The organism is Xanthomonas arboricola (genome assembly GCF_003353015.1).
In the GTDB taxonomy this organism is placed as follows: Bacteria; Pseudomonadota; Gammaproteobacteria; order Xanthomonadales; family Xanthomonadaceae; genus Xanthomonas; species Xanthomonas arboricola_E.
The window spans coordinates 111,311-137,731 of sequence record NZ_QREM01000009.1; the positions used below are offsets into that span (position 1 = coordinate 111,311).

21 protein-coding genes are annotated in these 26,421 nt (G+C 66.4%); 12 read left to right on the top strand and 9 right to left on the bottom strand.

Going from position 1 to position 26,421, the window contains the following annotated elements:
• Positions 1 to 8 precede the first annotated feature (8 nt).
• Together C0541_RS11130 and C0541_RS11135 are read right to left on the bottom strand one after the other, a co-directional pair.
• Positions 9 to 1,943, bottom strand: a complete 1,935-nt coding sequence (locus C0541_RS11130) for a DUF3857 domain-containing transglutaminase family protein (protein WP_115048364.1) — start codon at positions 1,941 to 1,943, stop codon at positions 9 to 11.
• A 185-nt stretch (positions 1,944 to 2,128) separates the two neighbouring features.
• The gene (locus C0541_RS11135; RefSeq protein ID WP_115048366.1) at positions 2,129 to 4,486 is read right to left on the bottom strand and encodes a DNA translocase FtsK; all 2,358 of its coding nucleotides are present in this window, start codon (positions 4,484 to 4,486) and stop codon (positions 2,129 to 2,131) included.
• Positions 4,487 to 4,769: 283 nt separating this feature from the next.
• Between C0541_RS11135 and trxB the strand changes: the two genes are divergently transcribed.
• The 4 genes from trxB to infA all read left to right on the top strand — a co-directional run bounded on the left by trxB (position 4,770) and on the right by infA (position 8,210).
• On the top strand, positions 4,770 to 5,738 hold the full coding sequence (gene trxB, locus C0541_RS11140; protein WP_115048368.1) for a thioredoxin-disulfide reductase: 969 nt from the start codon (positions 4,770 to 4,772) through the stop codon (positions 5,736 to 5,738).
• A 60-nt stretch (positions 5,739 to 5,798) separates the two neighbouring features.
• Positions 5,799 to 6,917: a GNAT family N-acetyltransferase gene (locus C0541_RS11145; RefSeq protein WP_115048370.1), complete on the top strand. Its 1,119-nt coding sequence runs from the start codon at positions 5,799 to 5,801 to the stop codon at positions 6,915 to 6,917.
• A gap of 244 nt (positions 6,918 to 7,161) precedes the next feature.
• Positions 7,162 to 7,911 (top strand): leucyl/phenylalanyl-tRNA--protein transferase, encoded by a 750-nt coding sequence (aat, locus tag C0541_RS11150; protein WP_115048372.1) that lies wholly within the window; start codon positions 7,162 to 7,164, stop codon positions 7,909 to 7,911.
• A gap of 80 nt (positions 7,912 to 7,991) precedes the next feature.
• Positions 7,992 to 8,210, top strand: coding sequence for a translation initiation factor IF-1 (gene infA / locus C0541_RS11155; RefSeq protein WP_002813418.1), 219 nt, complete (start codon positions 7,992 to 7,994; stop codon positions 8,208 to 8,210).
• A gap of 406 nt (positions 8,211 to 8,616) precedes the next feature.
• Here the strand turns inward: infA and clpA are convergent, their stop codons facing one another.
• Both clpA and clpS read right to left on the bottom strand, forming a co-directional pair.
• A complete protein-coding gene (clpA, locus tag C0541_RS11160) occupies positions 8,617 to 10,899 on the bottom strand; it encodes an ATP-dependent Clp protease ATP-binding subunit ClpA (RefSeq protein WP_115048375.1) in 2,283 nt (760 codons plus the stop codon).
• A gap of 142 nt (positions 10,900 to 11,041) precedes the next feature.
• Positions 11,042 to 11,362 carry an ATP-dependent Clp protease adapter ClpS gene (clpS, locus tag C0541_RS11165; RefSeq protein ID WP_029219836.1) on the bottom strand — a complete coding sequence of 107 codons (321 nt, stop codon included), beginning with the start codon at positions 11,360 to 11,362 and terminating at the stop codon, positions 11,042 to 11,044.
• Positions 11,363 to 11,451: 89 nt separating this feature from the next.
• Here clpS and C0541_RS20890 point away from each other — a divergent pair, with 89 nt between their 5' ends.
• From C0541_RS20890 to C0541_RS11190, 6 genes are all read left to right on the top strand, one after another.
• Positions 11,452 to 11,616 (top strand): hypothetical protein, encoded by a 165-nt coding sequence (locus tag C0541_RS20890; protein ID WP_161960014.1) that lies wholly within the window; start codon positions 11,452 to 11,454, stop codon positions 11,614 to 11,616.
• Entirely contained in the window at positions 11,613 to 12,071 is a 459-nt protein-coding gene (locus C0541_RS11170) for an NUDIX hydrolase (RefSeq protein WP_115048376.1), read from the top strand. Before C0541_RS20890 ends, C0541_RS11170 begins: the two co-directional genes overlap by 4 nt.
• The gene (gene mnmA / locus C0541_RS11175) at positions 12,068 to 13,204 is read left to right on the top strand and encodes a tRNA 2-thiouridine(34) synthase MnmA (protein WP_115048378.1); all 1,137 of its coding nucleotides are present in this window, start codon (positions 12,068 to 12,070) and stop codon (positions 13,202 to 13,204) included. Before C0541_RS11170 ends, mnmA begins: the two co-directional genes overlap by 4 nt.
• Complete coding sequence (hflD, locus tag C0541_RS11180; protein ID WP_115048381.1) at positions 13,204 to 13,818, top strand: high frequency lysogenization protein HflD; 615 nt, start codon at positions 13,204 to 13,206, stop codon at positions 13,816 to 13,818. Before mnmA ends, hflD begins: the two co-directional genes overlap by 1 nt.
• Before the next feature lie 60 nt (positions 13,819 to 13,878).
• On the top strand, positions 13,879 to 15,156 hold the full coding sequence (locus C0541_RS11185; protein ID WP_193725915.1) for a methyl-accepting chemotaxis protein: 1,278 nt from the start codon (positions 13,879 to 13,881) through the stop codon (positions 15,154 to 15,156).
• Between the two features lie 83 nt (positions 15,157 to 15,239).
• Entirely contained in the window at positions 15,240 to 15,524 is a 285-nt protein-coding gene (locus C0541_RS11190) for a hypothetical protein (protein WP_115048383.1), read from the top strand.
• Positions 15,525 to 16,581: 1,057 nt separating this feature from the next.
• Here the strand turns inward: C0541_RS11190 and C0541_RS11200 are convergent.
• Complete coding sequence (locus C0541_RS11200) at positions 16,582 to 19,368, bottom strand: sensor domain-containing protein (RefSeq protein WP_193725916.1); 2,787 nt, start codon at positions 19,366 to 19,368, stop codon at positions 16,582 to 16,584.
• A gap of 120 nt (positions 19,369 to 19,488) precedes the next feature.
• Between C0541_RS11200 and C0541_RS11210 the strand changes: the two genes are divergently transcribed.
• Together C0541_RS11210 and C0541_RS11215 are read left to right on the top strand one after the other, a co-directional pair.
• On the top strand, positions 19,489 to 21,621 hold the full coding sequence (locus C0541_RS11210; protein ID WP_161960016.1) for a PAS domain S-box protein: 2,133 nt from the start codon (positions 19,489 to 19,491) through the stop codon (positions 21,619 to 21,621).
• A 3-nt stretch (positions 21,622 to 21,624) separates the two neighbouring features.
• On the top strand, positions 21,625 to 23,346 hold the full coding sequence (locus tag C0541_RS11215) for an EAL domain-containing protein (RefSeq protein WP_115048387.1): 1,722 nt from the start codon (positions 21,625 to 21,627) through the stop codon (positions 23,344 to 23,346).
• 166 nt (positions 23,347 to 23,512) lie between these two features.
• Here C0541_RS11215 and C0541_RS11220 read toward each other — a convergent pair whose 3' ends face one another.
• The 4 genes from C0541_RS11220 to flgA form a co-directional block, all read right to left on the bottom strand.
• A complete protein-coding gene (locus tag C0541_RS11220) occupies positions 23,513 to 24,739 on the bottom strand; it encodes an ATP-binding protein (protein ID WP_115048389.1) in 1,227 nt (408 codons plus the stop codon).
• 153 nt (positions 24,740 to 24,892) lie between these two features.
• Positions 24,893 to 25,225 carry a flagellar protein FlgN gene (locus C0541_RS11225; protein WP_115048392.1) on the bottom strand — a complete coding sequence of 111 codons (333 nt, stop codon included), beginning with the start codon at positions 25,223 to 25,225 and terminating at the stop codon, positions 24,893 to 24,895.
• A gap of 15 nt (positions 25,226 to 25,240) precedes the next feature.
• A complete protein-coding gene (gene flgM / locus C0541_RS11230) occupies positions 25,241 to 25,552 on the bottom strand; it encodes a flagellar biosynthesis anti-sigma factor FlgM (protein ID WP_115048394.1) in 312 nt (103 codons plus the stop codon).
• A gap of 66 nt (positions 25,553 to 25,618) precedes the next feature.
• On the bottom strand, positions 25,619 to 26,263 hold the full coding sequence (gene flgA, locus C0541_RS11235; protein ID WP_115048396.1) for a flagellar basal body P-ring formation chaperone FlgA: 645 nt from the start codon (positions 26,261 to 26,263) through the stop codon (positions 25,619 to 25,621).
• Positions 26,264 to 26,421 lie beyond the last annotated feature (158 nt).

Genomic DNA, 26,421 nt, shown 5'->3' on the forward strand with positions numbered 1-26,421 from the left:
ACAAGCGGTCAGTCCATTCCCGGTGCGGTCTGCACCCTGGACAGATCGCCATACACGATCTGCCCGCGAAAACCGCGCCGCACCTGCTGGTAGAGCTCGCGAAACGCGCGGTAATCCTGCGGCTGACACAGCGCCTGCGGCCCTCGCACCGCAGCGCGCTGCAACCGGTGCACCGCCGTCACCGTCTGGCCCTGGCGCGTCCACGCGACCGCGTACTCGCCAGCGGCATTGCGAAAGCGGCGGCTGCGCGGGATCGCGATGATCGGCACCGTCGCCGGGAAGCTCACCACATAGGTCTCTTCGCGCACGCTGTCGTTGCAGTAGAACGAGGTCAGGTTGTCGTCGGCCGAGGTGGTCGTGTAGATGCCGCGGGTGGATTCGGCGCCAGGCATGTCCGGCAAGGTCATGCCGCCGACCACCGAAAAATCCACTGCGTCGTCGGCCTGGAACGCGTAGCGATAGTTGAACGGCGCATCCAGGTCCAGCGGGTCGCCCTGGATCAGCAGATCGCCGGTGCCATCGAAGCCGGACTGCGCAATGATCGACTCCTCGATGCGATTGCGGTTTTGCGCATTGAGCTGCACGAACATCGCCCGCAGCCCCACCTCGCCGGTCTGCCCGCTGTCGAGCGTGGTCAGGCCGTGCAGCCCACCCTCGGGGGTAAAGCGGTACTCGGTACGCGCGACATAGCGATTGACCTTGCGATCGTTGGGCGGGGTATGCGTGACCTTGCCGTCCAGCGTATGCACCACCGGCGCACCCAGGTCGCCGGCCGGCAACTGGCCGAAGCGCGCATAGGGGTTGGTCGAATCCACATACAGGTCGAACGCCGGGATGTAGGTGATGGCGTGGTTGAAACGCCCAAGCACCGGAATCGGCGGCAGCGTCGGCCCGCCTTCGGCACCGATCAGCACCGGTGTGCTGGCGATGCCCTTGGCCGCCAGCAAGGCTTCCAGGATCACGGTGTGGTCCTTGCAGTCGCCATAGTGGTTGGCCAGGATGCTGTCGGCGCCATTGGGCTCCAGCCCGCCGTTGCCCAGGTACACCGCCACGTAGCGGATATTGCGCGCCACCCACGCGTACAACGCGGCGGCCTGCGCGCGCGGCGCGTCGATGCCGCGGGTCACCTCGTCGGCCAGCGCCTGGATCGCCGGCGTCACCGCAGCGGCGCGGCCGCCCTTGACGTGATAGGCCAGGCCCATCTGCGACCAGCTGTCGAAGGTGCTGGCCATCAGGGTGGGGCTGAATTCCCAGGTCGCCGCGCTCCAGTTCTGGTTCTTCATCGGCGTGGTGCGCTGATAGCGCCACTCCCAGCGCGCCTGGTCGCCGCGCACCACCGGCCTGGTCCCGCCCTGCAGCCCGCGCACCGACAAATGCATCGGCAATGCCTTTGGCGCCACCAGCGTGACCACCGCGTCGTCGTATTGCGCGAACACGCTGAAGGTTTCCCACAGGCTGAAATACCCGGGGAAGTACGGCGTGTTCTGCGCCCGCCGCACGCGATAGACGATGCGCGCGCCCGGCGCCAGGTTCGGGAACACCACCACCTTGACCTTGCGGTCGGCATACATCGCCGCCGCCGCACTGGAATAGCTCTCCTGGGTGTAGATCTTGTCGGACGCCACGTCCTGGCGCAGTCCTTCGGCGGTGACGGTGTAGGCCTGCAGCACCTCCAGGGTTTCCATCTTCTCGCTGAAGCTCAGCCGCACCTGGCTGAACTGCTCCACCGCCGATTTGGTCTTGAGCAGGATCTCGTACTCGTCGGTCTCCACGCTGCTGGCGTCGGCACGCACTTCGTAGTCGGCGCGATAGCGCACGAAGCTGTAGTTGGTGTCGGCCTGCGCGCGCGCCGCGGCGGCAGCAGGCGCGGGCTGTTGCTGGGCCTGGGCCAGCAACGGCAATGGGATCAGCAGCAGGAGCAGCAACACGGAACGACGCAGCATGGGCCTTGAATCGCGGCGGACCGGAGCGGCCCTCGTGCAACAGGGTAGCCGGTGCACGCCACAGCGTCAGGCACCGGCCTCCAACATCCCCGCATCCCTGCGCGCAGACACGCACGGGCAACCCGGATCAGCGCGCAATCCGCTGCCACCGGCAGGCGGACCTGCGCCGCGTTGCCGGCCACCGGCTACTTGGGTGGCGGCGGCGCCAGCACGGTACGGTCGCCATTGTGTTCGGGCGGGCTGACCACCCCGGCCGCCTCCATCGCCTCGATCAGGCGTGCGGCGCGGTTGTAGCCGATCTTCAAGCGCCGCTGCACGCCGGAGATCGAGGCACGCCGGGTTTCGGTGACGATACGCAAGGCCTCGTCGTACAGCGGATCGGATTCGTCGCCGCCACCACCGCTGCTTTCCGGCAAGCCGGTCGCACCGACCACGGTGCCATCGCCCATGGTCTGCACTTCGTCCAGCACGCCTTCGACATAGGACACCGGTCCGCTGGCCTTGAGGTGCTCGACCACCCGATGCACTTCCTCGTCGCTGACGAAGGCGCCATGCACGCGGTCCGGCAGCGCCGTGCCCGGCGGCAGGTACAGCATGTCGCCGTTGCCCAGCAGCGCTTCGGCGCCGGATTGATCCAGGATGGTGCGCGAGTCGATCTTGGAGCTGACCTGGAACGCCACGCGGGTCGGAATATTGGCCTTGATCAGGCCGGTGATCACGTCCACCGACGGCCGCTGCGTGGCCAGGATCAGGTGGATGCCAGCCGCACGTGCCTTCTGCGCCAGGCGCGCGATCAGCTCCTCGACCTTCTTGCCGACGATCATCATCATGTCGGCGAATTCGTCGATGAAGATCACGATGAACGGCAGCGTCTCCAGCGGCCGCGGCGCCTCGCCCAGCTCCGGATTGGGCTTGAACAGTGGGTCCATCATCGGCTGGCCGGCGTCGATGGCGTCCTTGATCTTCTTGTTGAAGCCGGCCAGGTTGCGCACGCCCACCGCGCTCATCAGCTTGTAGCGGCGCTCCATCTCGGCCACGCACCAGCGCAGGCCGTTGGCGGCCTCCTTCATGTCGGTGACCACCGGCGCCAGCAGATGCGGGATGCCCTGGTAGACGCTCAGTTCAAGCATCTTCGGGTCGATCATCAGCATCCGCAGCTCCTTGTGCGAGGCCTTGAACAGCAGGCTCAGCACCATCGCATTGACCGCCACCGACTTGCCCGAGCCGGTGGTACCGGCCACCAGCAAATGCGGCATGCGCGCCAGGTCGGCGACGGTCGGACGCCCGGCGATGTCCTTGCCCAACGCCAGCGTCAGCGGGCTGGCCGACTTGTCGTATTCCTTGGAGCGCAGCAGCTCTGACAGGAAGATCATCTCGCGGCTGACATTGGGGATCTCCAGGCCGATCACCGACTTGCCCGGGATCACATCCACCACGCGCACCGACTTGACCGACAGCCCGCGTGCGATGTCCTTGTCCAGCGAGCTGATCTGGCTGACCTTGATGCCCGGCGCCGGCTCGATCTCGAAGCGGGTGATCACCGGACCCGGGTAGGCCCCGACCACCTGCGCCTCGATGCGGAAGTCCTTGAGCTTGAACTCGATCTGCCGCGACAGCGTCTCCAGCGTCTCTTCCGAATAGCCCTTGGTCTGCGGCTTGGGGTCGTCCAGCAGCGCCAGTGGCGGCAGGTCGGAGCCGTCGGTGCTCACGCCCTGGAACATCGGGATCTGGGTATCGCGCTTGGCACGCTCGCTCTTCTCCACCACCGGTGCCGGCGGCGGCTCGATCCTGACCGGCTCGCGCTTGGCCTGCTTGACCGCATCGACCTTGCGCACTTCCTCGCGCTCCTCGCGCATCACGCGGGTCTGCTGCCACTCGCTGGCCTGATGGGTCTTGCGCTGCATCAGCGGCCCCAGCGCCAGCACCCAGGTGCCGATGCGCTCCATCACCGCAAACCACGACAGGCCGGTGGCCAGGGTGATCGACACCAGCAGCAGCACCAGCACGAACAGGTTGGCACCCAAGGCCCCGAACCCGGCGCTCAGCGAATTGCTGACCAAACGCCCCAGGATCCCGCCGGCGGCGGCCACGTCGCCGTTGAACAGGCGCAGATGCAGGAAGCCGGTCGAAGCGATCAGGAAACCCACCATGCCGACCAGCCGCAACGCCGGCCCCAGGTCGGCCTCGGCCTGTCCTTCCTTGTCCATGCCGAACAAGGCGATCCAGGCCACCGCGCCCAGTACCACCGGCAGCAGGAAGGCCACATAACCGAACAGCTGCAGCAGCACGTCGGCCGTCCAGGCGCCGACGCGGCCGCCCATGTTGTGCACCGGCGCGACCACGCTGCCGGTCTGCGACCAGCCCGGATCGGCGCTCGAATAGGTGAACAGGCTGGCCAGCAGATACAGCAGCAACGGCGCCACCGCGATCAATGCCAGATCGCGCCAGAGCTTTTGCCGACGCGGATTGTCCGCCACCGCCGTCTTGCGCGAGGACGTCTTGCCCTCAGCGGGCTTGCTGCGTTCGGGAACCTGCTTTGCCACCTGTAGCCAGACCTTAGAAAAATGCTGTTAGTGGTTGATAATAAACGACTGAGGCCATGGTTTCAGCTGTTGCATGCGCATCGCCGGCCCAGGCCTGCGCCGGTCAACAAAAAACGCCGCACAAGGCGGCGTCGATGACGCGTACTGGGTGGGCCATGCCATCTGCGGTTCAAGCAGTTCCATCGCGCCGCCTTGATTCACCGGGTGGGGACCGCCACTCTATGCCGCCACGGGGGCGCGAATTCGTTCGCCTGCCCTGCCAATTCCTAGATCGCGAGTATACATGAGCGCCTCTTCTGCCAGTCCCGCCAAGCATTCCCGCCTGCTGATCCTGGGCTCCGGCCCGGCCGGCTGGACCGCGGCGGTCTACGCCGCCCGCGCCAACCTCAAGCCGGTGGTGATCACCGGCCTGCAGCAAGGCGGCCAACTGATGACCACCACCGAAGTCGACAACTGGCCGGGCGACCCCCACGGCCTGATGGGCCCGGACCTGATGAGCCGCATGCAGGCCCATGCCGAGCGCTTCGAGACCGAGGTGATCTTCGACCACATCCACACCGCTGACCTGTCGCAGCGCCCGTTCCGGCTGATCGGCGACGGCGCCGAGTACACCTGCGACGCGCTGATCATCTCCACCGGCGCCACCGCCAAGTACCTGGGCATCCCCAGCGAGGAAGCCTTCAAGGGCCGCGGCGTGTCTGCCTGCGCCACCTGCGACGGCTTCTTCTACAAGGACCAGGACGTGGTGGTGGTCGGCGGCGGCAACACGGCAGTCGAGGAAGCGCTGTACCTGTCCAACATCGCCCGCAAGGTCTACCTGGTGCATCGCCGCGACACCCTGCGCGCCGAAAAGATCATGCAGGACAAGCTGTTCGCCAAGGTCGCCGCCGGCAAGATCGAGACCGTCTGGCACCACGCCATCGACGAGGTGCTGGGCAACGATGCCGGCGTCACCGGCGTGCGGGTCAAGTCCACCCTCGACGGCAGCACCCGCGAGATCGTCGCGCATGGCTTCTTCGTGGCCATCGGCCATCATCCCAACACCCAGCTGTTCGACGGCCAGCTGGCGATGAACAACGGCTACCTGGAGATCCGCTCCGGCCTCAACGGGGCGGCGACCGAGACCTCGGTGCCCGGCGTGTTCGCTGCCGGCGACGTCGCCGACCAGCACTACCGCCAGGCGATCACCTCGGCCGGTTTCGGCTGCATGGCCGCACTGGATGCCGAGCGCTATCTCGACAAGAGCGCCTGAGGTGGCCGCTGGCCGCCGGCCGCGCCGCGCGGGCAGCACCGATGCCGGCGGGCCGGGCGCATGAGCGTCACCGCCCGCTGGTGCCGCCGCCTGGACGAGCTCCCGGCCGGCGCCTGGGACGCGCTGCACGATGGCGCGCACCCATTCATTTCCTATGCATTCCTGGAAGGTCTCGAGCGCGAGGGCTGCCTGCGCCCGGACTGGGGCTGGAACCCGCTGCACCTGACGTTATGGGACGGCGATACGCTGGTCGCCGCCACGCCGGGCTATCTGAAGAACAACTCGCATGGCGAGTTCGTGTTCGACCACGCCTGGGCGCATGCGTATGCGCGTTACGGGCAGGAGTACTTCCCGAAGTGGCTGTGCGGGGTGCCCTACTCGCCGGTGACCAGCCCACGCCTGCTGGGCGCCACGCACTGGCGACCGCAGCTGCTCGCGGCGATGCGCGAGCTGGTGGAGCGCAGCGGGCTGTCGTCGGCGCATGTGAACTTCTACCCGGCCGACGAAGATGCGGCCTTCGATAGCGACTGGCTGGAGCGCAACGATCTGCAGTACCACTGGCATAACGCCAGCGGCTGGAGCGACTTCGACACCTTCCTGGCCGCGATGGACCACAAACGGCGCAAGAACATCCGCCAGGAGCGCGCCAAGGTGCAGCGGGCCGGTGTGCAGTTGCGCGTGGTCCATGGCGATGAAGCCAGCGCTGCCGACCTGGAGGCGATGTATGGCTTCTATCTCAAGACCTTCAACGAGTACGGCAACTCGCCTGCGCTGACGCCGCAATTCCTGCACCACCTGGCCCGGCACCTGCCGCGCCAGCTGGTGATGTTTCTGGCCGAGCTGGACGGTCGCCCGATCGCCGGCGCGCTGTGCCTGCGCGGGCGCGACACGCTGTACGGGCGTTACTGGGGCGGCGAGGCCTTGCCCGGGCTGCATTTTGAAACCTGCTACTACCAGGGCATCGACTATTGCCTGCGCGAAGGCCTGGCCCGCTTCGAGCCGGGCGCGCAGGGCGAGCACAAGATCGCACGCGGCTTTCTGCCGACCCTGGTCCGCAGCCGTCACTGGATCGCCGACCCCGGCTTCCGCGAGCCGCTGGCGCACTGGTGCGCCGACGAACGCCAGGCGGTCGCCCGGCACGCACGCGAGCTGTCCGAGCACAGCCCGTTCCGCGACTGAGCCGATGCGGCGGCGACCCGGGCTGGGTCGCAACTGATCGCAGACACGGCGTCGCCAGGATGTCGCAACAACAGGACTCACGCCACCGCAAGCCGGTGGTCAGCCGAGTGCGACCCGCATGCGCGGCACCGGGGGCTTGCGCACCCATCCCGCAAGGCGCGCCCATCATCCCCGCGAACCGTCGCGTGGCAGCAATAGGCATCGTCCTGGGTGCGCCAGGTGCGCCACGCTCTACACTGCGCGCATGTCCCGCGCCCTTCCCTACCTGCTGGCGGCCGATCCGGCCGCGCCGTTTCCGCCGGCCGAACACGCGTTGCGCGAGCCGGACGGCCTGCTTGCCATCGGCGGCGATCTGTCGCCGCAACGCCTGCTCAACGCCTATGCCGGTGGCGTGTTCCCCTGGTTCTCGGAGGGCCAGCCGATCCTGTGGTGGAGCCCGGACCCGCGCACGGTGTTTCGTACCGATGGCGTGCGCCTGTCCTCGCGCTTCCGGCGCCAGTTGCGCGGCAGCCGCTGGATGCTGCGCGCCGACACCGCCTTCGCCGAGGTGATCGCTGCCTGCGCGTCGATTCCGCGTGCCGGCCAGGACGGCACCTGGATCACCCCGGCGATGCAGCATGCCTATCTCGAACTGCATCGTCTGGGCCATGCGCATTCGCTGGAAGTGTTCGATGGCCCACGCCTGGTCGGCGGCATCTACGGGGTGGCGATTGGCCGGATGTTCTTCGGCGAGAGCATGTTCAGTGCCGACAGCGGCGGCTCCAAGGTGGCGCTGGCCGGGCTGGCCGCGCATCTGCATGCCTGCGGCTGGCCGTTGCTCGACGCGCAGGTGGAAAATCCGCACCTGCTGGGCCTGGGTGCGCAGCGCCTGCCACGGACGGACTTCCTGCAGCAGGTGCGGCTGCAGGTTGGCCGGGTTGCGCCGCCGGGCAGCTGGTCCGAGCGCCACGGCGAGCGGCCTGCCAGCGCGCTCGCTGAAGTCCGCTTAACATAAAATTTGCACCGCGGGGAGATGGAGCGTAAAATGCCGTCCCTTACGGCCCTCCCGGGCCAGCCGTGATTGCACAGGATTACATGTCGAAAGACGACTCCATTGAATTCGAAGGCAGCGTCAGCGAGACGCTCCCCAACACCACGTTCCGGGTCAAGCTGGAAAACGGGCACGAGATCATCGCCCACATCTCCGGCCGCATGCGCAAGAACTACATCCGCATCCTGACCGGCGACCGGGTCAAGGTCGAGATGACTCCCTACGACCTGACCAAGGGTCGTATTACCTACCGCATGAAGTAAGCGGTTCTGGTGTGAGACGCGAGGCGGCCCATGGCCGCTTTTTGTCGTGCGTGCTATTTGCCGAGCGGATTGCAGCGCCGTGAAACAAGGACAGAACGCTGCTCATGTGTGCGCAAGGGCTTTCAGCGATGCGCTGACAGACAGGCACCTGCGTGCCGAGCTCGACCCGCGCGCGCGGGCTTTCGCCCTCCAGGCGCAGACTCGGGCGAATGCGCCAGCGCGCTGCCGGTCTCGCGCCTTGGCGATCTTGCCCGGCCACACCGCGCTGCAGATTCCAGGCGTTGCACGGGGCAACGCCAGGCACCTGAACGCTGGCCAGCCATCCGTGCAGCACCGCACCGTCCAGACATAAAAAAAGCCGCTCATGCGAGCGGCTTTTTCCGGGTACGTCAGACAGTTGCGTCGATCAATCGACCGTGGCCGGCAGCAGGCGCTCCGGCTCCGGATGCGCTTCCACCACCAGCTCGCCGTCCTTGACGTCGATATTGACCCGGCCGCCCTCCACCAGCTTGCCGAACAGCAGCTCGTCGGCCAGCGGACGCTTGATCTTCTCCTGGATCACCCGCGACATCGGGCGCGCGCCCATCAGCGGATCGAAGCCGTGCTGGGCCAGCCAGTCGCGCGCCGTCGGCGTGGCCGACAACGACACGTGCTTTTCCTGCAACAGCATTTCCAGCTCGATGATGAACTTGTCCACCACCCGCAGGATGTGGTCGAAGCCCAGCGGCTGGAACTGCACGATCGCATCCAGGCGGTTGCGGAACTCGGGCGTGAACCCGCGGCGGATCGACTCCATCGCATCGGTGGAATGATCCTGCTTGGTGAAGCCGATCGACCGCCGTGACGCCTGGGTGGCACCGGCATTGGTCGTCATCACCAGGATCACGTTCTTGAAGTTCGCCTCGCGGCCGTTGGTGTCGGTGAGGATGCCGCGATCCATGACCTGCAACAGGATGTTGAAAATGTCCGGATGCGCCTTCTCCACCTCGTCCAGCAGCAGCACGCAATGCGGCGTCTTGACGATCTTCTCGGTCAGCAGGCCGCCCTGGTCGAAACCGACGTAACCCGGAGGCGCGCCGATCAGGCGGCTGATCGAATGCGCTTCCATGTACTCGGACATGTCGAAGCGCACCAGCTCGATGCCCAGCTGCAGCGCGAGCTGCTTGGTGACCTCGGTCTTGCCGACACCGGTGGGACCGGCGAACAGGAAGTTGCCGATCGGCTTTTCCGGATTGGCCAGGCCCGAGCGCGCCAGCTTGATCGAGCCGGCCAGCGTCTCGATCGCCGGGTTCTGGCCGAAGATCACCATCTTCAGGTTGCGCTCCAGATGCTGCAGCACGTCCTTGTCGGTCGCGCTGACCTGCTTGGCCGGAATCCGCGCCATCTTGGCGACGATGGTCTCGATCTCCTCGATGTCGATCAGTTCCTTGCGCTTATCTTCCGGCAGCAGCCGCTGCCGCGCGCCGGCTTCGTCGATCACATCGATCGCCTTGTCCGGCAGCAGGCGGTCGCCGATGTGCTTGACCGACAGGTCCACCGCCGCCTGCAGTGCGTCATCGGCATAGGTCACGCCGTGGTGCGCTTCGTACTTGGGCTTGAGACCCTGCAGGATCTCGAAGGTCTCGCCCACGGTCGGCTCGACGATGTCGATCTTCTGGAAGCGACGCGCCAGTGCACGGTCCTTTTCGAAGATGCCGCGGTATTCCTGGAACGTGGTCGAGCCGATGCAGCGCAGCTCGCCCGACGACAGCGCCGGCTTGATCAGATTGGAGGCATCCATGGTGCCGCCCGACGCCGACCCGGCGCCGATGATGGTGTGGATCTCGTCGATGAACAGCACCGCATTGGGCACCTTCTTCAGCGCCGCCAGCACGCCCTTGAGGCGCTTTTCGAAGTCGCCGCGGTACTTGGTGCCAGCCACCAGCGCGCCCAGGTCCAGCGAGAAGATCACCGCGTCGGCCAGCACTTCCGGCACGTCGTTGTCGACGATGCGCTTGGCCAGCCCCTCGGCGATGGCGGTCTTGCCGACACCGGCCTCGCCCACGTACAGCGGGTTGTTCTTGCGGCGCCGGCACAGCACCTGGATGGTGCGCTCGATTTCGTCGCCACGGCCGACCAGCGGGTCGATCTTGCCGTTGCGGGCCTGCTCGTTGAGGTTGGTGGCGAACTCGGCCAGTGCATCGCCCTTGGCCTCGCCCTCCCCGCCCTCGCTCTTGGGCTCGCCATCGGAGGCGGACGGCTGCTCGCCATCCTCGCCCAGCTTGGCGATGCCATGCGAAAGGTAGTTGACGATATCCAGGCGGGTGATGTCCTGCTGGTTCAGGAAATACACCGCGTGCGAATCCTTCTCGCCGAAGATCGCGACCAGCACATTGGCGCCGGTGACTTCCTTCTTGCCCGAGGATTGCACGTGGTAGACCGCCCGCTGCAGCACGCGCTGGAAGCCCAGCGTGGGCTGGGTGTCGCGGCCATCGTCTTCGGCCAGGCGCGAGACCGAGGCCTCGATTGCCTGCTCCAGATCGTTATGCAGACGCACCTGATCCGCGCCACAGGCCTTGAGGACGGCCTGGGCGGACGGGTTGTCCAGCAGCGAGAGCAGCAGGTGCTCGACGGTCATGAACTCATGACGTGCCTCGCGTGCTCGCTTGTAGCACTGGCCGATGGTTTGCTCTAGGTCTTTGCTGAACATTGGTAACTCCGAACGGCTGTTGCCAACAATATGCGGCTTTTGTCGGGATTTACCACAACCCTATCGGATAGGCATGTTCAGACGGCGTTAGCATGTGATTGCAGCCACAGTGTTGCGCTGCTGGAATGATCGAATCGCCCCGTCAGCTCTGTTCCATCGTGCACAGCAGCGGATGCTGGTTCATGCGCGAGAATTCGTTGACCTGTGCCACCTTGGACTCGGCGACTTCGCGGCTGTAGACCCCGCAGACGCCGCGTCCACGGGTATGGACATGCAGCATGACCTGCGTGGCCCGCTCCAGATCGAGGTTGAAAAACTGCTGCAGCACCGTCACCACGAAGTCCATCGGGGTGTAGTCGTCGTTCAGCAGAAGCACCTGATACCGCGGCGGTGGCGCCACTTCAGGCTTGCTGGCTTCGACGGTGAGGCCGTGATCGTGTTCGTGTGAGGTCTTGCGAGGCATCCGGCCATTATACGGTTCATCGCCGCGCGCATTGGACGATTTACGCCGCGCCCCGCACAATTTGTCTCCGATTCCATGGCTGGCCCTTGATGACCGATTCCCTGACCGCGCCAGTGCCGGTGCCGTCGTTCACCGCCGACCTGCCCGGCTCCGCGCACCTTGCCGGGCGGCAGCGCCACCTGGCCGGGCCTCACGCCACGCTGGTCGCCGGTGGCGCGGGCGCAGTCCCGACTGCGCAGGGCCTGCAGCGATGAGCGCTTCCGACCAGCGCTGGCATCCGGATGTCACCGTGGCCACCGTGGTGGTGCGCGACGGGCGCTTCCTGCAGGTCGAGGAGCGCATCGGCGGCCGGCTGTTGTTGAACCAGCCGGCCGGGCACCTGGAGCCGGACGAGAGCCTGCTCGATGCGGCGGTGCGCGAGACGCTGGAAGAGACCGGCTGGGACGTGCGCCTGACCCACTTCGTCGGCACCTACCAGTGGGTCGCCCCGAGCGGCCAGTGCTTCCTGCGGTTTGCATTCGTCGCCGACGCCGTCACCCACCATCCCGAGCGCAGCCTGGACACCGGCGTGGTGCGTGCGTTGTGGATGACCCCGGAAGAATTGCGCAGCGCGACCGAGCGCCTGCGCAGCCCGTTGGTGTGGGAGGTGGTGGCCGACTACCTGGCCGGCCAGCGCCATCCCCTGGCCTTGGTGCGGCACGTCGCATGAGGACGCCGCGCATCGTGGTCGGTGTCTCCGGCGGTGTGGATTCGTCGGTGGCGGCCTGGCGGCTGGCCCAGCAAGGCGAGTCGATCGCCGGGCTGTTCATGCAGAACTGGGCCGACGACGGCAGCGGCGATTGCCGCGCCGAGGACGACCGCCGCGATGCGGTGGCGGTGTGCGGGGTGCTGGGCATCCCGTTCCACTTCCGCGATTTTTCAGGGGAATACTGGAGCGGCGTGTTCGAGCACTTCCTGGCCGAGTATGCGGCCGGGCGCACGCCGAACCCGGACGTGCTGTGCAATCGCGAGGTCAAGTTCAAGCATTTCCTGGATGCGGCCCAGGCGCTGGGCGCCGAGCGCATCGCCACCGGCCACTACGCCCGGGTGGCGCACGGCGGCGGGCGCTGGCGCCTGCTGCGCGGCGCCGACCGCGGCAAGGACCAGAGCTATTTCCTGCATCAGCTGGGACAGACCCAACTGGCCGCGACGCTGTTTCCGATCGGCGACCTGGAAAAGAGCACGCTGCGACGGATCGCCCAGGACGCCGGCCTGCCGACGCATGCCAAGAAGGATTCCACCGGCATCTGCTTCATCGGCGAGCGCGATTTCCGCGAGTTCCTGGGCCGTTACCTGCCCGCGCGCACCGGCGAGATCCGCGACCCGCAGGGGCAGCGCATCGCCGAGCATCCGGGGGTGTTCTATTTCACCCTGGGTCAGCGCGAAGGCCTGAACATCGGTGGCCTACGTGGACGCGCCGCCGCGCCGTGGTACGTGGTCGGCAAGGATGTGGCGAGCAATGTGCTGTATGTGGACCAGGACCGCGATAGTCCGCTGCTGCAGTCGCGCTGGCTGCAGTCCGAGCAGGTCCATTGGGTCACCGGCGCGGCGCCGGCGCGCAGCTTCGCCTGCACCGCACAGACGCGCTACCGGCAACCCGACGAGCCGTGCACGGTGCAGGTGCAGGACGATGGCAGCGTGCAGGTGCGTTTCGAGCGGCCGCAACGGGCGGTGACGCCCGGGCAGTCGCTGGTGTTGTACGACGGCGAGGAATGCCTGGGCGGTGCGGTCATCGCCGCCACCGACGCGCCGCTGGAACGCCAGTTGGCGGGATCTTCTTTTTTACCTGAGGTAGTGGCTTGATGAGTTCTTCCATGGATCACCGCGTGCTGGCGCTCGCCGGCGTCGCCCAGGCCCTGCAACAGGTGCGGCGGATCGCCGAAACCGGGCACTCGGAGGCTGCGACGGTGCGTACCGCCATGGACAGCGTGTTCCGGGTGGATGCGGTCTCGCCGGAGGCCGTGTACGGCTCGCCAGCGGACCTGGCACCAGGGCTGCGGCTGCTGCACAACTATTTCCACAACCAGGGCCAGGACGAGGTCCTGCCGCGGCTGGCACTGGCGGTGCTGCAGCTGGAGCGCCGCTTCGTGCGCGACACCGCCACCGTCGCCACGGTCTCCAACGGCATCGAGGCGGCCGCGCGGCAGGCACAGAGCCTGGGCGACAGCGGCCATCCGGACGTGTTGAATGCGCTCGGCGGGCTGTATGCGCAGACCATCAGCCACCTGCGCCCCAAGGTCATGGTGCAGGGCAATCCGCATTACCTGGGCCAGGCCGGTGTGGTTGCGGAAATCCGCGCGTTGCTGCTGGCCGCTGTCCGCTCGGCGGTGTTGTGGCGGCAGATGGGTGGCAGCCTGTGGGATTTCCTGTTCGCCAAGCGCGCAATGATCGAGGCGGTCGACCGCGCGCTGCGCTAAACCAGTGGCAAGCGCCGGGGGACACGCGCGCCGGCGGTCGCTGGCGCGTGTCAACAAAGCTTGAACGGGCGAGACGATGTGGCGATCGTCGCTAAAGACACAGGGGGGACGGCCGATACAGCAACCGTGACTCTGCCGAGAACGCCCATGTATTCACGTCCACTTATCCGTCTGGCCGCCCCTTTGGCCTTGACCTTGCTGTTTCCTTTCGCTGTCGGATTCGACTGGCCCGCTTCGGTGCGCTGGGCGATCCTGGCGACCATGACGCTCAGCTGGCTCGGTTTCGCTGCCTGGGTGACCTACTCCCAGTTCCGGCGTAATCCGGACCAGACCCGCATCCTGCGCGAGCAGGACCAACTGCTCAACGAACTGCGTACGTTCGTCAGCAACGAAGTCGACGGTTCGCGCTCGGAAGTCGAGCGTGCCCGCGAACTGATCCGCCAGGCCGTGTCCGGTCTTGGTGGCAGCTTCGAAGCGATGAACCGCAAGTCGCGCCAGCAAAGCCAGGCATTGGCCCGCATCGTCGACCGTGCCGGTGACGACGGCAGCGCCGGCGTCGACGTCGCCCGCTTCGCCCAGCACGCCAGCTCCCGGATGGAGCAACTGGTGGAAGCGCTGGAACAGGTGAGCGGCCAGAGTACCAACACGGTGCACCACATCGACGAGATGGCCCAGCACCTGGATGGCATCTTCGCGCTGCTGGAAGATGTCAAGTCGATCGCCGACCAGACCAACCTGCTGGCCCTGAACGCCGCCATCGAAGCAGCCCGTGCCGGTGAAGCCGGTCGCGGCTTCGCCGTGGTCGCCGACGAGGTGCGCAATCTGTCCGAGCGTTCCACCACCTTCAACGAACAGATCCGCAAGCTGGCGCACAGCTCCAAGGAATCGATCGCCAAGGTCCGTGAAACGGTCTCGCAGCTGGCCTCGCGCCACATGGATCGCTCCCGCGAAGCCCGCCACGAATCGGCGGCGATGCTGGAGAACGTCGCGCAGATCAACGCCTCGCTGGGCGACGGCATGCGCGAAATCTCCGAATGCGCGCGTTCCATCGACGGTAGCGTGGCCGAAGCGGTGCGTGCCCTGCAGTTCGAGGACATCGCCACGCAGACGCTGAGCGGTATCCACACCCACCTCGATCGCCTCACCGCGATCAACCGTGAAGCGGTGGCGCTGCAGGAACTGCTGCATCGCAATGGCGGCGTGTACGACAGCGATCTGGTCGCCGCGCTGGCCAAGGTGTCCAACCGCCTGCGCGACATGCGTGTGGAATGGGAGCGCCCGCCGCACAAGCCGGTGGCGCAGCAGGGCATGGGCGCCGGTACGGTCGAACTGTTCTAAGACCGATGCCACGCACTGCCTGATTCCGACATTCCCCGGCCTTCCGGGGATTTGTCGTTCCGCAACAACCTGGTACTCCGCTGATGACGCTCCTCGCCCCGCCCACCGATGCACCCACGGCCGTGCTGGAATCCGCCGTGCTGGCGGCTGCACACGCCCAGCGCATTGCGCAAAGCGACGCGGCCCGGCCGGCGCTGCGCAGCGTGCGCATGCCGGCCGCGCTGGAACGGCTGGAGCATGCCGCCCGTGCGGAAGTGCAGGCAATGCAGAACCCACGCCGCAGCTGCAGCGAGGAAGACCTGCTGTTTGCGACCGTGGCCTGGGACCTGGGCCTGGATGGCGCCGCTGTCGGCGTGTCTGGAGCCTGACCTCCGTACGAGGGCGGGGCGTGCCTCGGCAGGCGCCCCGCCGGTTGTGTCCACTGCCCGACCGTTGGCGCTTGTGCACCGGGCCGTGCCACCAGGCGTGGCTCCGAGCATGCGGCACCATTCGATTGCAGCACCAGGGTGACCTGTCCCCTGCCCGCCTGCTCGACGACCTCCAAGAATCCCACGAAACAATGGAGCGCTTCGCTCGGCTGTTCTACGGCCTGGCTGCAGGGCGCTTGCCCGCTCCCGGTCGCGAGACACGCCGCGAATCCATCGCTCCAGGCTCTTATGCGGTATCCGTGCCGCAGGTTCCGAGATAGTCAGCGGGCTGCACCGAGACGCCCCTGCTGCTCGCAGCTGCCGCATGTGCCTTCGGTAGTTTGGCGCGTGATAGCTCAGGTATAGAGCGCCTGGCGCTGTGGCTTGGCTGCAGGGCCCTTGTCTGCCCACCATTGCGGGACACGCCATGAATCCGTTCCTGAAGTCGCTTAAGCGACATCCATGCCGCACAAGGTCCCCAGATACTGAGCGGGCTGCACCGGCACGACGCAGCTCCTGCTCTGAATTGCAGCGCGTGCCTTTCAGGTGGTCCGGTAGGTGAGATCTAGAGCGTCTAGCTTTGCAGCTTGGCTGCAGGGTCCTTGCCCGCCTACCATCGCGGGACACGCCGTGAATCCGTCCATGGAGGCTCTGGCGCGGCATCCATGCCGCTCAAGGTCCCGCGACGGTAGGCGGACAAGGACCAGTCGGGATGGTCGGTGTGCATGGTTGCAAGCGGTGCACAAGGTTGCTTTTTGGATAGCCGCGGATTGGGTCATCTTCCCAACGAAAGCCGAGCAGCGGACAAGCTTTTGAAGGCTCTCGGTGCGTTGTCCTCGCCGGTTGCCGGACCCTTGGCGGCATGGATGCCGCCGCGGAGCCTCCGCGGACGGATTCACGGCGTGTCCCGCAGGTGGCGAGGGCATCGCGCCCTCGACTCATCGAGCTTTTCACTTGCGGATGTGGACAGCCAGACGATTGAACAGCCGGACGACGCCAGGCGCTGCGAGAGGTTGCGTCAGCCGGCGATGACCAGGCGTGCACCGAGGCGCATGCCGGCTTCGGCCTCGCGCAGCCACTGCGCCATGTCGCGCGGCGACAGCGGCCGCGAATAGAAGTAGCCCTGGATTTCGTCGCAGCCCTGCTGGCGCAGCAGGGCGTCTTCCTGCACCGTCTCCACCCCTTCGGCCACCACCTGCATGCCCAGCGCATGGCCCAGATGCACGATGGCCTGGGTCACCTCGGCGGTGTTGGCGTCGTCGAGCATGCCTTGCACGAAGCTGCGGTCGATCTTCAGGCGCTGCACCGGAAAGCGATTGAGGTAATGCAGGTTGGAGAAGCCGGTACCGAAGTCGTCCACCGCCAGCAGCACGCCGTTCTGTTCGAACAGCTCGAAGCAGCGACGCAGTGCATCGGAATCGCGGATCAATGCCGACTCGGTCAATTCCAGTTCCAGGCGCGAGGGCGACCAGCCGTTGTCGCGGCAGATTTCCAGCACGCGCTCGGCAAAACCACGCTCGCGCAGCTGTACCGCGGACACGTTGACGGCGATGCGGCTGAAATTGAGGCCGGCGCGGTCCCAGACCACGGCCTGGCGGCAGGCTTCGCCGATCACCCATTCGCCCAGGCGCACGATCTCGCCGCACTCCTCGGCAATCGGAATGAACTCGACCGGGCTGCACTGGCCATGGCCGGGCCGGTTCCAGCGCATCAGCGCTTCGATCGCCGGCGAGGATTCGCCCACCGTATTGACCAGCGGCTGGTAGACCAGGGTGAACTCTTCGCGCTCCAGCGCGCCTTGCAGTGCGTGTTCCAGCTCCAGGCGGCGCTGTGCACGCATCAGCACGTCCTGGCTGTAGTAATGGAAGGTGTTGCGTCCCGATTCCTTGGCTGCATACATCGCCGCATCGGCGGCCCGCAGCAGGCTGTCGAAATCCGACAGGCCATCGCCCTGCAGCGCGATGCCGATGCTGGCTCCGAGCTTGAGGGTGACGTGGTCCTTGCGCAGCGGCTCGCCCAGCGCGCTGATCAGCTTGCGCGCGACATGGCCGGCGTCTTCGGGTTCGGAAAGATCGCGCAGCAGCACGATGAATTCGTCGTCGCTGAAGCGACCGAACAGGTCGCTGTTGCGCAGATGCTGATGCAGGCGTGCAGAAGCCAGCTTGAGCAGGTTGTCGCCGGTGGCATGACCGAAGGAATCGTTGATGCTCTTGAAGCCATCCAGATCGATCAGCAGCATTGCCAGGACCTGACCACGCTCGTGCGCTTCGCGAATCGCGTTCTCCGCCTGTTCGCGCAGCAAAAAGCGGTTGGGCAGGCCGGTCAGGCGATCGTAATGGGCCAGCAGCTCGATGCGTTCGTTGGCCTCGCGTTCGCGGGTGACGTCGCGGAACAAGGCGACGAAACGCGGCGGCAGGCCTTCGCGGCGGTCCAGCTCGATCAGCACCTGTACCCAGATCCGCTGGCCGGAGTTGCGGTAGAAACACAGCTCCAGCTGTTCGGGCAGGCCGCCGTCGGAGATACGCAGCAGCGCCGCCTCGAAGGCGTCGCGCGAATCCTGCGTGTACAGCGACAGCGCCTGCTCCAGGGTAATGTTTTCCTTGCGCAGGCCGTGGATGCGGTAGCACTCCTCGGTCCATTGCATGCGCCGGGTGTCGACCTCGATCTCGCAGCCGCCGATCTTGCCCAGCGCAGACACGCGGTTGAGCAGCTCGGTGCGCCAGCGGATCAATGCGTCGGTCTGGCGCTGCTCGGTGACGTTCTGCAACTGGCCCAGCAGGCGCACCATGCCGCCATTGCCGTCGAACACCGGCTGCGCCCACACCCGAAGGTGATGCGGATTGACGCCGGCAAGGCCGTTGATTTCCAGCTCGAAATGCACCGGCAGGCCTTCGTGCTTGATCTTGCGCCAGGCACTGCGCAGATGCGCAACCGACGGCCGACCCAGCAGGCGCAGGAGGTCGCGGATGCCCTGCAGGCGCAGCTCGGTCATGCCGAGCTGCTGCAGGAAATCCGGCGACACCCACAGCGTGTCCTTGCGCGTGTCCCAGCTCCAGCTGCCCATGCTGGCGATGCGCTGGGCCTCTTCGAGCTGGGCCTGCTGCTCGCGCAGCTGCTGCTCGAGCAATTTCTGGTGGTGCACGTCGGTATGCGTGCCGACCATGCGCAACGGGCGGCCGTCGGCGGTCCGCGACACCACCCGGCCGCGGTCGAGGATCCAGCGCCACTGGCCGTCGTGCTGGCGCAGGCGGAATTCGGCGGTATAGGTATCGGTGCGCCCGTCCAGGTGCGCCTGCACGGCAGCACTGACCAGCGAGTGGTCGTCCGGATGGATCAGTCCGGACAATGCGGTGAGATTGTTCGGGAGCGGCTGCTCGGAATAACCGAGCATGCGGGTCCAGCGCTCGGAGCGGTAGACCACATCGGCCGGAATATCCCAGTCCCACAGTCCGTGATCGGCGCTGTCCAGGCCCATTTCCCAGCGGCTGGTGCCGTCGGCGCCCATCGGCTCGGGAATGCTCAGGGTGAAGGCCATGACCTGGCCATGTTCGTCGCAGACCGCGCGCAACCAGCCCTCCAGACGCCCGCCGCCGGTACGCGGCAACACGCAGGCGGCCATGCCGCCGCTGTGGACCACCTGGACGCGACTGCTTTCCAGGACGTCGGCATAGGCGCCGAGGGTGGCCGGCAATCCCAGCGATTGCGCAACGCGGTTGGCCGCCAGAGGCTGGCCATGCGCATCCAACAACACCACCGCCGAGGTCAGCGGGTGCTGCAGCATGCTTGCAATGACGCCTGAGTCCACTCTGGAACACTCCGAAGAATCGACCCCGGGCCTCGGAGTCGCAATGGATAACGGCCGTTTCCTGGATTAGTTGAGGCATGTGTTTCGGGCTCGACCGTACCGGGCCGAGTTGCGGCTAAGATGGCTGCATCGCCAGCACCAAAGGTCGTCCGCGGACCCATGCCTCATCCTGTCGCCGCGCCCGCGTTTTCGTCCGCTCCCGTGTCCCGTCTTCGCCTCGCCGAGCGGCTGCAACAAGGTCTATGGACCCTGACCGGGCTGTACCTGCTGGTCGGCGTGGTCTGGCTGCTGCTGGGCAACCGGCTGCTGCATCTGGCCGGCGGCGCGATGCCGGAACGTTGGTCGGACGCGGGCTTTGTGCTGCTGTCGAGCGTCGTGATCCATCTGGTGCTGCGCCGCTTCGTGGCGCTGATCGTGGAAGAGCATGCGCAACTGGCGCAGTCGGAGGCGGTGCTGCAGGCCAAGTTCCTGGCCCTGCCCAGCCCTGCGCTGATCTACGACCTGGCCACGCTGCGCATCCTGGATGCCAACCCGGCCGCGCTGGAATTCTTCGGCTGGGAGCGCGACGAGTTTCTGCAGCAGACGCTGCAGGCGATCTGGCCCAATGCCGACGGCGCGCGCCTGGAGGAAATCATCACCCAGATCCGCGCCAAGGGCGACGCCACCTGCACCCTGCAAGAGGACCTGCTGACCCGCAGCGGCCCGCGCCATGTGGAGATCCGCAGCAACCAGCTGCATCTGGCCAGCGGCCCTGCCCGCCTGGTGGTTACCGTGGATCGCAGCGAGGAACGCCAGGCGCAGCATCTGCGCGACGAGGCGCTGCAGCGGCTGGAGGAGGCGCAAGGCATTGCGCGGCTGGGCTCATGGCAGCTGGATCGCGCAACCGGGCTGGGGCGCTACTCGCCGGCGGTGTACCGCCTGCTCGGCCGCAGCGTGCCGATGCATCGGCGCGAGCATCGGCTGGAAGAACTGTTGACCGCCTCGGACACTGCCACCCAGGCGCGGATCGAACGCATGATCGAGGACATGTGCACCGGTGGCGACGTGCAGATCGACGTGCTGCTGCCGTTGACCGGCGGCGATTCGCAGCCGCGCACCGTGCATCTGCGCGCCGAAAGCGTGACCTGCCCGAACGGTGCCCGGCATATCCATGGCACGCTGCAGGACGTCAGCGAACGCGAGCAATCGCGCCGCTTGCTGCGCGAGCGCGAGGAGCAGTTCCGCGAGCTGGTCCGGGTCCTGCCCGATGGCGTGCTGATCCTGGCCGACGAGCACGTGATGTATGCCAATGCCGCCGGGTCGGTGCAGTTCGGTTTCCAGGGCGAAACCATCCTGGGCGAGCCGCTGCAGACCCTGGTGGGCGACAGCGACCTGCCGGTGGTGCGCGAGTACCTGCGCGCGGGCAGCGACCGCAACGAGCCGGTGTCCAGCGCACGGGAGATGCGCCGTCGCGACGGCAGCACCTTCTATGCCGGCCTGTCGGCCGGCGACATCCGCTATGGCGGACGCAGCTGCAAGTTGCTGGTGGTGCGCGACCTGAGCGAACCCGAACGCATGCGCGATGCGCTGGCCGAGAGCAACGCCGAGCTGCAGGCCATGGCCAAGCGCCTGTTCTCGCTGCAGGAGGACGAACGCCGCGCGATCTCGCGCGATCTGCACGACGACATCGGCCAGGCGATCACCGCGATGAAGCTGTCCGCGCATGCGGCGCTGGACGAGCCGGATCCTGACGCGCGCCGTGAAGACCTGCTGGAAGTGGTGTCGCTGGCCGACAGCACCGTGACCAAGCTGCGCAACCTGTCGATGCTGTTGCGTCCGCCGCAGCTGGATGCGCTGGGCCTGGAAGCGGCGCTGCGCTGGCAGGCCTCGATGCTGTTCCGCGCATCGCCGGTGCGGCTGGAACTGGATATCCAGGCACTGGACGTGCGGCCGGGCAACGAGATCGAGCAGGCATGTTTCCGGATTGCGCAGGAAAGCCTGACCAATGCCCTGCGCCACGCCTGCGCGGGCGAAGTGCGCATGCGCCTGCACTCGATCGACAGCGAGAGCTTCCGCCTGGAAGTCAGCGATGACGGCGATGGCTTCGAACCGGAAGGCCCGCGCGGGCTGGGGCTGATCGTGATGCGTGAGCGCGCGCAAACCGTTGGCGGTGCGCTCGCGATAGAATCGGCCCCCGGAGCAGGCACGCGCGTGACGTTGCGCCTGCCCTATCACCCGGTCGGCGAGTCCGTCCACGACGATGGTGGACGCTAAGTCATGTGGAGCCCCGTAATCCCGCCCGGACTGGAAATCGTCAAACCCACCCGCCTGGGCGCGGGTAATCCCGACCTGTTGCGTCTTGTGGACGCTGCCGCTTCCGGCGGTCCGCCGTTGATGGTGTTCCACATCGACATCGACCACTTCGCCTCGATCAACGAGAACATGAGCGCCGAAGTCGGCGACCAGGCGCTGACGCTGGTGGCGCGCCGGCTGCAGGACTTTCTCGGCGCGCGCGGCACGTTGTGGCGGCACGGCAGCGATGAAATGGTGGTGGTGGCAGTGCGGCGCGAAGACACCCCGCTGCCGGAAGACTTTGCCGAGGAGATCCGCCAGCAGCTGGAACTGCCGCTGTCGGTGCTGCCGTACACCTTGTTCATGACCGGCAAGGTCGGCATCAGCCTGTGCCCGGAACACTCCACCTCGCTGTCGATCCTGCTCGACTACGCCGAGGAAGCCAGCTACCAGGCAGCACGCGAAGGCGGCAATACGGTGCGCCTGTACACCCGCAACTCGACCACCAACGCGCACAGCGAAAGCATCATTGCGCGGCAGATCGTCGATGCGATCCCGCACGGCGAATTGCGGCTGCGCTACCAGCCGCTGGTGAGCGCGCGCGATGGCCGCATCGTCGGCATGGAAGCGCTGCTGCGCTGGCAGTCGCCGACCCTGGGCATGCTGGTGCCGGAGCGCTTCATGCGCACCGCCGAGCGCCTTGGCGTGATCGTGCAGATCGGCGAATGGGTGCTGCAGAACGCGGTGCGTCAGGCGCGGCTTTGGCGCGACCAGGGCTTCGACGATTTCAGCATCGCGGTCAACGTCTCCACGCTGCAGCTGCTGCGTCCGGGCTTCTTCAACGAAGTGATGGCGATGCTGCAGACCGCCGGCGTTCCGGCGCAGTTCGTGACGCTGGAGATCAACGAAAGCGCGTTGACCAACAACGTCAACTTCGTCCACGAGACGATGGCCAACCTGCGCAACGAAGGCATCAGCCTGAGCCTGGACAACTTCGGCACCGGCGATTCCAGCCTGAGCGCGCTGGTGCGCTATCCGGTAGACCGGCTGAAGATCGACCGCAGCTTCATCAAGAGCGCGCCGGCCGGCAGCCGCGAGGCAGCGATCGCGCGCGCGATCATCGCGATGGGTCACCAGCTCGGCATGACGGTGATCGCCAACGGCGTGGAATCGCAGGCGCAGCTGGGCTTTTTGCGTCGCAACGATTGCGACATCTTCCAGGGCTATCTGTTCGGCGAGCCGATGTCGGCCGAGTCGGCCGGCATGGCGCTACGGCGCCGCTACCTGCGCCCGGAATCGTTCGCCGAAAGCCGCCCGGACCGCACGCTGCTGCTGCTGGACGACGAGGAAAACGTGCTGCGCTCGCTGGTGCGGCTGTTCCGCCGCGACGGTTACCGCATCCTGGCGGCCGGCAACGTGCGCGACGCCTTCGACCTGCTCGCCACCAACGACGTGCAGGTGATCCTGTCGGACCAGCGCATGAGCGACATGAGCGGCACCGAGTTCCTGGGCCGGGTCAAGATGCTCTACCCCGACACCGTACGCCTGGTGCTGTCCGGCTACACCGACCTGGCCACGGTCACCGAAGCGATCAACCGCGGCGCAATCTACCGCTTCCTGACCAAGCCCTGGAACGACGACGAGCTGCGCGAGCACATTCGCCAGGCCTTCCGCACGCACGACGAGCTGCGTAACGGCCGGGAGTAGGGATTCGGGATTCGGGATTCGGGATTGGTAAAAGCAAAAGCCAACAGCGATATTCCTGAGCCGCAATCGGAGATTCGCTGAGCAAGGCAGACGGCAAGAGCGCGGCAAAACCGCCCTTGCGAATCCCTAATCCCTAATCCCGACTCCCCAATCCCAACGGGCAGCGCTACCGCGGCTGCCGCACCGGCAATACGATCCGGAAACTGGCCCCCTGCCCCGGCGTGCTTTCGACGTCGATGCGGCCGTGGTGCTTGTTGATGATGCCGTAGGAAATCGACAGGCCCAGGCCGGTGCCGCTGCCGACCGGCTTGGTGGTGAAGAACGGGTCGAAGATGCGTTGCAGCAGGTCCGGGGCGATGCCGGCGCCGCTGTCCTGGAACTGGATCCAGACGTTGTCGGTCTCGTCGCGACCGGTGGTGACGGTGATCGTGCCGCGCTCGACGATCGCCTGGCCGGCGTTGAGCAGCATGTTCATGTAGACCTGGTTGAGCTCGGACGGCAGGCACTCGACCAACGGCAGCTCGGCGTAGTTACGCTCCAGCGTGACCTTGTACTTGAGCTCGTTCCAGATGATGTTGATCGTGGATTCGAGCCCGGCATGCAGGTCGACCATCTTCCACGACTCGGAACGGTCCGAGTACGAGAAATCCTTGAGGTCGCGCACGATGCGGGTGACCCGCTCGATGCCCTCGCGCGACTCGGCCATCAGCTGCGGCAGGTCGCGGCTGATGAAGTCGATGTCGGCACGGTTGCGGATCTCGTCGATCTCCGGAATCAGCGCCTTCGGATCCGGCGCCTGCAGCGCGCGCTCGTAGGCTTCGATCAGCGTGAACAGGCTGCGCAGGTATTCCTGCAAGCTGCCCAGATTGGAGTGCACGTAACCGATCGGGTTATTGATTTCATGCGCCACGCCGGCGGCGAGCTGGCCGATGGAGGCCATCTTCTCCGACTGCAGCAGCTTGTCCTGCGCACCGTTCAGACGCAGATAGGCCTGGCGCAGTTCGGCATGGCGCTGCTGCAGCTCGCGCTCATAGTCCTGCTGGCCTTCGATGTTGTGGAACAGCGCCAGAAAGTGCCCGACGCCCTGCTCCTCGTTGTAGTACAGGTGCGCGATGACCACGCGATCGGCGACCGGCAGGCTGCCGGTCCAGCTGCCCTTGCTGCGCGCCTGGTTGAGCGCATCCGACGGCAGCACCTGCGAGATCCGCTCGCCGAGATTGCGGTCGTCGGTGGGATCTTCCTTGCACAGGCTCTGGCGTGCGATGGCGTTGGCCAGGATCAGCTGCCCGTCTGCGCGGAACAGCAGCACGCCCTCGAGCATCTGGTCGCCGAAGGCGCGCAGCATGGCCGGTGACGGCAACAGGGTTTGATTGAGAAAAAACTTGGCAGTCACGGGACAGGGCGGCGTAGAGGACGCTTCAATATACGCCGAACGACGCGGGCCTCGCATTGCGCCGCGCCACGCTCCTGCGTAGCCAGTCTCTCGGCACTGCAGCAAGACGTGGCCGAGCCGGCCTGCGCGTGCGCTCGGGCACGCTGCGCGGCTTCAGGCCACTGCCAGCGACCGACCGCCGCGCAGCACACTCGACTGGCCCTTGGCGTCGTAGGACGGCGCACTCTCGGTGCGGCCAAGATGACGCAGTGCCCAGTTCACTTCGCGACGCCGGCGTGCCAGCAGCGCACCGTTGGCGCGATTGGCGTCGGCCAGTTCGCGCAGCCGCGCTTCTTCGCCCTGGGGCATTGCCGCTTCCAGCGCGCGCAGTGCCGACAGCTTGTCCTGGGTGTGACGCATCAACCCATCGATGTCGTTCTCGAGTAATGCCTGGCGTTCGCCGGCCAGCGCGTCGCTGAGACGTTGCAGGAACTCGTTCACGTTCATCCTTTGGGTCGGGGATTAGCCCGCCAGTTGCTGATTCAGATCCATCATGCGGCTGGCGATGGCATCCGGGTTGATGGAATAGCTGCCGTTCTGCAACGCATCCTTCACTGCCTGGACGCGACCGGTGTCGATCGCCGAGGACTGCGACAGCATGCGCTGCAGGTTCTGCAGGTTGGTGGCCTCGCCGGTCAGCTTGACGCTGTCGGTCGGCGGCAATGCGGCGATCGGGGACGCGCGATCTTCGCCGGCCGAGGCGATCTTGCTGCTCGTGGCCGCGGTGCGAAGGGTGGCAGCGGTCGGTAGATTGCCTTCGATTTTCTGGCTCATGTCGGGAACTCCTCTACAGGTCGTAGGGGATAACGGCAGGCCAAAAAAAAACTTTATAGCGATTTTCTATCTGGACACCACAACGGTCCCGCTCGCTTCGACGATCCCCTGCACCACCCGGCGCGACGAGGAATTTTCCACCGACACCCGCTCGTTCTCGCCGGCGTCGGACAGCGCACGACCGCTCATGCGCACCTCCAGACCGCCGTTGCGCGACACCAGCGGGACCGTGTCGCCGCGCCGGACCAGCCGCTGGGTGACCAGGTCGTTGGACGACAGCAGCGAACCGGCCGGCAGGACACGCCGGGCGCTCTTGCCCACCGCAGCCACCGGGTCGGCCAGCACCGCACCGACGATGCGCGCGGCGTCACGCTTCTCGATACTGATATCGGCCAGCGAGATGGTTTCTCCAGCGCTGATGCCGCGGCGCAGCACCAGCACGTCCTGGTTGCGGCGCACCTTCAGCGGCACGAACAGGCGCCAGCCAGCCGGCTGCGGACAAGCCACCTCCACCGTATTGGTGCCGGTCGGCTGCGCCTGCAGCGCGATCGGGCAGGCCGGCATGCGCAAGCCCGGATCGAGCGTGGCCTCGGCCTCGGCATCCGGGCCGACAGTGGCCAGTGCCGCAGCGCGGATGGAATCGACAGACTGATAGCTCTGGGCCCAGGCCGGAGCGGCAGCCAACAGGATGACAAGCAGGAGCAGGCGCATGGGACCAGATCCGGAGGAAGACGGAACAGACGGTGCAAGAGGCGTGCCTGTTCTTGCCGGGATTGGGGAGTCGGGATTGGGGATTGGTAAGAGCGGCCTGGCGGGTGGTTCATTTTTCCGGTGCCATGGACCCTTTGAACCAGCGCATCTATCTGACC